At 50.6% G+C, this 7,929-nt stretch carries 7 protein-coding genes and 1 pseudogene; 5 read left to right on the plus strand and 3 right to left on the minus strand.

Going from position 1 to position 7,929, the window contains the following annotated elements; all coding sequences use genetic code 11:
* Both ABD76_RS29075 and ABD76_RS00650 read left to right on the plus strand, forming a co-directional pair.
* Positions 1-165: pseudogene (locus ABD76_RS29075) on the plus strand (IS1380 family transposase); the annotation flags it as partial.
* Between the two features lie 788 nt (positions 166-953).
* Positions 954-1,640, plus strand: coding sequence for a Dph6-related ATP pyrophosphatase (locus ABD76_RS00650; RefSeq protein ID WP_197253417.1), 687 nt, complete (start codon positions 954-956; stop codon positions 1,638-1,640).
* Positions 1,641-1,706: 66 nt separating this feature from the next.
* Here the strand turns inward: ABD76_RS00650 and ABD76_RS00655 are convergent, their stop codons facing one another.
* From ABD76_RS00655 to ABD76_RS00665, 3 genes are read right to left on the minus strand one after another with little or no spacing between them, the layout of a single operon-like run.
* On the minus strand, positions 1,707-2,432 hold the full coding sequence (locus ABD76_RS00655) for a hypothetical protein (protein WP_197253419.1): 726 nt from the start codon (positions 2,430-2,432) through the stop codon (positions 1,707-1,709).
* Complete coding sequence (locus tag ABD76_RS00660) at positions 2,420-3,166, minus strand: ABC transporter permease (RefSeq protein WP_197253421.1); 747 nt, start codon at positions 3,164-3,166, stop codon at positions 2,420-2,422. Before ABD76_RS00660 ends, ABD76_RS00655 begins: the two co-directional genes overlap by 13 nt.
* The gene (locus ABD76_RS00665) at positions 3,163-4,089 is read right to left on the minus strand and encodes an ABC transporter ATP-binding protein (protein WP_197253423.1); all 927 of its coding nucleotides are present in this window, start codon (positions 4,087-4,089) and stop codon (positions 3,163-3,165) included. The genes ABD76_RS00660 and ABD76_RS00665 overlap by 4 nt, the downstream gene beginning before the upstream one ends.
* Positions 4,090-4,317: 228 nt before the next feature.
* Between ABD76_RS00665 and ABD76_RS00670 the strand changes: the two genes are divergently transcribed.
* The 3 genes from ABD76_RS00670 to ltrA all read left to right on the plus strand — a co-directional run bounded on the left by ABD76_RS00670 (position 4,318) and on the right by ltrA (position 7,838).
* Positions 4,318-4,698, plus strand: coding sequence for a sensor histidine kinase (locus ABD76_RS00670; protein WP_338124994.1), 381 nt, complete (start codon positions 4,318-4,320; stop codon positions 4,696-4,698).
* Between the two features lie 114 nt (positions 4,699-4,812).
* Positions 4,813-5,874: an endonuclease/exonuclease/phosphatase family protein gene (locus tag ABD76_RS00675; RefSeq protein WP_197253425.1), complete on the plus strand. Its 1,062-nt coding sequence runs from the start codon at positions 4,813-4,815 to the stop codon at positions 5,872-5,874.
* 665 nt (positions 5,875-6,539) lie between these two features.
* A complete protein-coding gene (gene ltrA, locus ABD76_RS00680) occupies positions 6,540-7,838 on the plus strand; it encodes a group II intron reverse transcriptase/maturase (protein WP_197253427.1) in 1,299 nt (432 codons plus the stop codon).
* Positions 7,839-7,929 lie beyond the last annotated feature (91 nt).

The raw sequence follows: 7,929 nt of genomic DNA on the forward strand, positions 1-7,929 counted from the left end.
CTTCGAAACAAAGTCAGCCGCAGGCGGGTCAAAACGGTCATCGAAAATCTGATCTGGCTGGCCTCTCGAATGGTAGAGCATGCCAGACAAACGAAGCTCCGCTTCGGAAGACATAGTCCATGGTTTCAGACATTCCAGCGCATTTACGGGACCTTGTCGGGATAATAGATTGCGAACCTATGTTTCCGTTCAAGCTTTGCACAAGGGAAGCTTTGTTTCGTGATGTCTTTTTCAAGTGAATCGAGTCATCACCTCTGCTTTCTGCGCCTATCGTTACAGCTGATAGTGATGGTTCTCTTATTCGTAACCCTTTCACGGATTCAGGTATGAATTATGAACTAACCGCTCGATGCAACGCTAGTGCATAGAAGCAGGATTTTTTTCTATTTGAACCGCCAGTCGATGAGATTGCTGCAAAAGTGCATCAATTTTGGTTATTTTGGGGGTTCAATCTATTGAGATGGCTGAAATTCCTGCAGTTTTGCAGGAATGCCTGTAACAGAATAAGCATCATAAGGAAATACTGCACTTTTACAGTTTTTTCGGCAAATCGAACTGCAAGAAGCAGGCGTGCCGAACATGGAATCGGGTTAGACCACTCAAGGCCGACTACTTCTTGCATGAACGATGAAGAATCGGATACGTCATCTACATTGCAAATCGAATAACGCCAAGATCGACGTGCTGCTGTCCGATGGTTCCCGTAAGCTCCTGATTTTTAACAAAGGCGGAAAAGTGTTGGTGGGCGGCGGCGGAGTCAGCCATTACAGCAAGCCGCACCGGGCTATCTCGAAATAGCCGGCTATACGAAGCCCTCTTGCCGGAGGGCTTTCGCCGCGATCCTGCTACTGAATGCCGCGCAATCGCTTATAATGAAAGAGGAACAGCTCATCCCGCACCTGGAACTAGGGAACAGATAATCCTGATTATAGACAGCAGAGGTGAAGACAGACATGACTGAGACAGCAGATTGGAAAAACGGCGCCCGGGGGCAGAAATTTGTCGCTTCCTTCAGCGGGGGGAAAGACAGCACGTTGGCGCTATATAAAGCGATGCAGGTTGGAGAAGCCGTTGGCCTGATCGTCATGCTGGAGGAAGAAGGACAGCGCTCCCGCTCCCACGGCATGCCGCCGGAGCTGATTCAGGCCCAGGCGGACGCTATCGGGTTGCCTGTATATACGGCTGCCACGAGTTGGTCGGATTATGAGAAGAACTTTATGAGCATGCTGGCCACAGCAAAAAGCGATGGCGCAGAAGTGTTGGTCACCGGCGACCTGGATGTGCCCGCGCATGGCTGCTGGCATGACAGAGTAACGCAAAATGCGGGCCTGAAGCTGGGGATGCCCCTCTGGGAGATGGATCATCGGGAGGCGGTCCGGCAGTTCATCGATCTCGGCTTCGTCACGATGCTGGTGACCGTGAATTTGTCGTTAGGCATGCGGGAGGACGACTTGGGCCGAGTGCTAACTCACGAGTATGTGGAGGAACTTCTCGCCCGCGGCATCGATCCTTGCGGAGAAGGCGGCGAGTTCCATACAACCGTCATTGACGGGCCTATTTTCAGACAACCCATCCCCGTTCGTAAAGGCGAGATAATAAAAAACGGCGAATATGCGTTTTTGCCTTTGGAGCTGCTATAAATTAGCGCCGGGAAGCATGCTGCCGCTTGCAAAATGGCCGAGAGGCAGCATTTTTCCTTGATACTTTCAATTCGAGAGGATAATCCGCTCTTTCGTAAGCAGAAATGAAAAGCTCCAGACCAAGACCCGCATAAGAATCGCCGCTCCTGCATAGAGAAAGAGGAATGGCCATGACGCAAGATCGATGATCCCCATTCCAGAGCCGATCGGAAGACCAAGCAGCAAGGCAAAGCCAAGCAAATACGATGGCAATATCGCCAGCTCGGGAGAGGTAATCATGGATAGCTGAATCGTGAGCGTCGTTAAGCTATAACAAAATACCGGCGTTATCACAAAAATAGCCAACAAGAGAGGCGGAGGCAAGTAAAAGGAACCTCCCGCCGGAACGATGCGTGCCACATTGACCACCAGCGCCACAAAGAGAGGCGAAAGAAAGGAAATAAGGTAACCGGGCAAAAATACGGCAAGGCTTTTCCCCTGTACAATTTCCCGCGGATGAAGCGGAGTGACCAACAGATTCGCGATGGTTCTGTTTTCCTTGTCTCTGGTCAATGGCGCCGTTGTAAAAATCGGGATGTTCACGATAGGCGGAACCAAAGCAAGCAGAAAGAGGGTATTGGCCAACGTCAATTGGAGAATCTGCCCCTCCTTGCCGGACAACAATATGATTCCGCATACAGCCATCGTGGCGAGAATAAACAGAATCATGACGAGCTTGAACGACTTCCAGCTTTGATATTCCGAAAAATCCCGGCGGAACACGACATTCGCTCTGCTTCCTATTTTCGGCATGACAGGACCACCCTTTCCGTCTGGAGCATGCCTCGACATAACCTGGTCGCAACAAGAAGCGCTCCGGCCAATCCCAGATTGACCACAAGAAACGGCCATGAGCGCCCATCTGTGATATTACGGGCCAGTAGATTGATCACCAGGATCGGAACGCCGGACACAAAAATGATGCCGATGACACCGCCGTCCATCGCTCGGCCGATAAGCCCGACAAGGTTCATCAACAGACTTAAGGCGAAAAAGACGAGAGGCAATACAAGATAGGTGCACGCCATAATCCACGGGTTGAACATAAATTCATATTCTGGCGAAAGATAAAATACGTTGATGATCGTCATTAGTCCAAAGGAAAACGCAATCCCCATGACAAATCCCGGAATGAACAGGGCAATCGTTTTGGCGAACCAGATTAACTTTACACTGGTGGGCGTTGCCAAGAGGGATTCAATGTTCCCGTGAATTTTGTCCCTCATCAATGGAGTAGAAAATAAAGTGCTATAGCAAATTCCCGTCACAATAAAAGCCGTGCAGTACCCGATGACTCCAAGCATATAGCTGAGCATCTCCGACGTTGCATAGCCCGATTCAATCGCAGGCTGAATCACCGAGTAATATCCAATCAAGCCGATGACTATCGTAGAAAGCAGTGCGGTGCCGAAATAAACAATGACCAACGCCGGGGATTGAAGAAGATTCTTCAAGTTGGCGCTAATCATCCAGCGCAGTTTTGTCATGACTGTTGTCCCTCCCTTACGATAGCCGAATACATTTCTTCCAATGAAGTCTCGTTTTTTGTAAACTCTTCGATATTTACGGCTTCTTTCGCAAGGGCGGCAACGATATCCGGCACGCTGCAATTTCCATGGGGAACAAAGATCAAACTTTTTCCGTTTCTCTCCTTCAACCCAAGCTCGGGATTGCCTTGCAACCGCTGGAAGACCGCATCGGACACGATGTCGCTCGTGCGAATAACGACCGTATCCTTCCCCATCTGCTGGCGCAGCTCATCCAGCTTGCCATAAAGCTTGATTTCACCCTTATGGAGTAAAGCAATCCGGTTGCAAATTCGCTGCACTTCGTCCAGATTATGAGAACTGAGCAGGACCGTTTTCTTTTCCTTCTGCGCAATATCCATCATCATATTTCTGAATTCTATTTGGGCAGAGGGATCAAGCCCCGAAGTCGGCTCGTCAAGGATCAGTACCGCCGGATCATGGGCAAGCGCCCGGGCTAGAGCCAGTTTCTGCCGCATGCCCTTGGAGAACGTGCCAGCCTTGTCCTTGGCCCTCCCGCTCAGTCCCACCAATTGCAACACTTTTGCAATCCGATCCTTGTCAACGGGCTTCCCATATAACTGCAGGTAGTAAGCAATATTGGCTTCGGCGCTCATGCCGTCATACAGGCCATCGCCATCAATCATGAAGCCGACATTCTGTCTTGCTTCATCGCTGCCTGCATCGGCGCCCATGATGGACGCGCGTCCGGAATCGGCATGGTATAACCCAAGCAATGTTCGGATGGTGGTGCTTTTTCCGGCCCCGTTCGGCCCGAGGAAGCCGAAGATGTCTCCCTGTCCGACGGAGAAGCTGATCCCTTTCAAAATTTCCCGTCCGCCTAATGATTTTTTTACCTTTTCCACTGCAATCGTCGAAGTCATAATGTTGGTCTCCTCTCTGGTCGTTCAGCCTTTCATTTTTCTCTTGAATAGAATGACCGCAACGATAAAAATAACGGCAGCATAGCCCACCACCCGCAACATGTGCGGAATCATGGCCGAATAATCACCGCTTAACGCTAACTTCGCCACATCGACAGCATGAGCAAACGGAAGAGCATAGCATACCGTTTGGTTCCCAGCAGCGCAAAAAATTCACCTTGTTGAATCGTGAGATTCAGCGAATCGACCGCTGTCCTCCGGGAGATTGAGCCCGATATCGGCGTGCTCCTCCCTCCTCTCTCCATTCAGCCGCTTGTCGAGAATGCCGTCAAGCACGGTCTCCTCAGCCGCAATGAAGGCGGCACGATTCAGCTTCGGATAACTCGCCGGGATGGCTTCACGCGGATTGAAGTTACAGACAATGGCCATGGCATGGAACCAGACAGGGTGGCCCATCTGTTGAGTCCGACCCTGAAGGGAAAGGGCGGAATCGGACTCGCCAATACGAACCGAAGATTGATTCAATTGTACGGCTGCGGCTTGTCTATTGTCAGCCAACCGAATGAGGGAACAACCGTATCCTTTGTCATTCCGGATCAACATCAGTAATAATCTATAAGAAGCCAGTCATGAAGCGTTCCCGGTCTGAGGCAGGCCGGGGACATCGGAGCTGGTTTGCCTTGCGCTGCAAGCTTTGATAACGAGGAGATACCAAACGATCTGATGATCAAAAAACTGTTAAAATGGCTGGCCTGGATCGTGCTCACCCCTTTTGCTGCCCTGGCCATTTTTCTCATCTATATGACAGCGGTTGATTATAAGCCCCCTGCTCAAGTAGAACTGCAGACCAACAATAACAAAAGTTCTACGCTGAAGCAGGGCCAGCCGTTCACCGTCACGACATTCAATCTCGGCTACGCCGGCCTCGACAAAGGACAGGACTTCTTCATGGACGGCGGAACGATGTCCCGCTCCCGCAGCAAGGAACAAACGGAAGCGAACCTGAGCGCCATGGCTGATTTTCTAAAGGAAAACCGATCCGATCTGTATATCCTGCAGGAAGTAGATGTTCATTCTTCACGCAGCCATCATATTAACCAGGTTCAGATAATTAGCGACAGCCTGCCCGAGTACAGCAGCACCTTCGCCTATAACTATAAGGCGGGATGGGTTCCCGTGCCGCTGACCCATCCGATGGGCGCGGTGCAGAGCGGCTTGCTGACGTTATCCACGTTCCACAGCACCTCTCACACCCGCTTCGATCTGCCGGGCAAAGAGAGCTGGCCGGTGCAGCTATTTGAACTGGATCGCGCATTTATCGAGAGCCGCTTCCCTGTCGATAACGGCAGAGAGCTCGTGCTGATTCACCTGCACTTATCGGCCTTCGACAAGGGCGGCACCATCCGCAAACAACAGCTTGATTTTCTGGGAGACTATATTCAGCAAGAAATGGAGAAGGACAACTACCTCATCTTCGGCGGCGATTGGAACCACGCCTTGCCGGGAACCGACCACCGCCGCTTTCCGTCGCAGCAGGAATGGCCGCAGTGGCTTCAGCCCTTCCCGGACACCTTCGCTCCGGCTGGTTTCCAATGGGCGGTGGACCCGAGCACGCCCTCCGTCCGCACGCTGGACAGCGCGTATCGCCCAGGGATTACCTTCCTCGCGGTCATCGACGGCTTCCTCGTCTCTCCGAATGTCGAAATCGCCGCTGTGACCGGACACGATCTGAACTTCGAGAACAGTGACCATAATCCGGTGACCGGGAGGTTTATATTGAAATAAGCCGGACGCAAAGAAGGCCAGCGCCTCCTGCAAAAATGCAGGAATTTCATTTGGTTTCGCCTGAATAGGTCGCAGTTTGAGGAAATTGATGTAGCTGTGCAGCAATTTCGTGAAAGTTCCGCTGACTTAGCTTAAAATGCTGCACTTTTGGAGCGACCAAGCATAGGTCGAGTGAGGTAGCAGGTGTGAACCCTGCTTGGCACTAACCACGCCACCAATAACGAGTCTTGGAGCGAACATGGTAACAGGTTCGTTTAAGCGTAGACAGATAGGATGTAGGCCTGAAAGTGATTGAGCCACGAAATGCAGAAATCGGGAAGGCCGACAGTGTCAAAAAGCTGGAAGGCAATACTCCGCTAAGCGAAAAAAAAGGTGAGTTTAGACGGAGCTTCCCCGGGGTCGAAGAGCCAGGCATGCATACCAATAATCACTCGGCAACTTGGGAGACCCTGACGCTCTTCCGAAGACAAGTACTCTTTAGGAACGACTTTGGGAGTATGGCGGCCAAGCGATGAAACGCAAGAAAGCCAAACGGCAGTCAGGGAGTCGGATCGCCGCATAGTACCGAAGAAGCCGATGTAATGTTGGCAGAGGGAAGGCAGGCGACACAACAATCGATCTTGTTAAGGAAACATATACTGCACAACGGAGGCAGCAGAATCAATATGGAAACCAAATTAGCAAGAATAGCAACTATGGCCAAGTCAGACCCGAATCTAAGATTCACTTCCATAGGACACCTCATCAATGAGGAAGCGCTTATAGCTTGCCACAGGAAGATGAAACCGGGGAAGGCTACAGGAGTAGATGGCATAACGAAAGAGATGTACGAGCGTGAATTGGAAGCCAACGTAAAGAATCTGGTGGACCGGCTGAAGAAGAAAAGCTACCGGCCACTGCCGGCACGAAGGACGTATATCCCCAAGGACGAGAAAAGCAGAAGGCCGCTTGGCATACCCGCTTACGAGGACAAACTGGTGCAGATGGCACTCAAACGACTGCTCGAGGCGATATATGAACAGGACTTTCTGGAAAATTCCTACGGATTTCGGCCGGGGCGAAGCATGCACGATGCGCTAAAACGGGTTACATACAACATGGAACGAGGGAAAATGGAGTATGTAGTCGATGCGGATATCTCGGGTTTCTTCAATCATGTGAACCATGAATGGTTGATGAAATTTCTGGATAAAAGAATCGGGGACCCAAACATCCACCGCCTTGTGAGAAGAATGCTCATTGCAGGGATACAGGAAAACGGGGTATTCGAACCGAGTGAAGAAGGAACCCCTCAAGGTTCTGCAGTATCCCCGCTGTTAGCGAATATTTACCTGCATTACGTGCTGGACCTATGGTTCGATGCGGCCGTGAAGAAGCAATTGAGGGGCCGAGCGGAAATGGTGCGGTTCGCAGATGACTTCGTGTGCATGTTTCAGTTCAAAGACGATGCCGAGCGATTTTATTATGCTCTGCTCAAGCGCTTGGCTAAATTCAATTTAACAGTGGCAGAAGAGAAAACAAAGATTATACGATTTGGCCGCTTCGCTGAGGCTGCAAGGAGGAAAGCCGGCCTGGGAAAGCCGGACACGTTCGACTTTCTGGGATTTACCCATTACTGTGGGAAAAGTCGAACGGGGGGCTTTCGAGTCAAACGCAAAACGAGCAAGAAGAAATTCAGGCAGAAAATAAAAGCGTTTGACGCATGGATGAAACAAGCGAGACATAAGGAACTAACCTTAACTATACCAAAGATTCGTGCGAAATTAATAGGCCATTTCCGCTACTACGGAATAACGGATAACTTCAAGAGCATAAGAACGTACGCATACTTGGTACAGAAATCCATGTTCAAATGGCTAAACCGTAGAAGCCAACGGCAGAGTTACAGCAAAGAGAAATTCTATGACCTCGTCAAACGCTGGAATCTGCCGAAGCCGCGCATCTATGTCAATATCTACGGCTAAGAAAAAAAACCATACGTTGTAAATGATTGATGTGAAGAGCCGTATGCGTTAATTGCGCACGTACGGATCTGTGAGGGGTAGGGGCTCAATC

This window comes from Paenibacillus dendritiformis (genome assembly GCF_015845845.1).
Classification (GTDB): Bacteria; Bacillota; Bacilli; order Paenibacillales; family Paenibacillaceae; genus Paenibacillus_B; species Paenibacillus_B dendritiformis_C.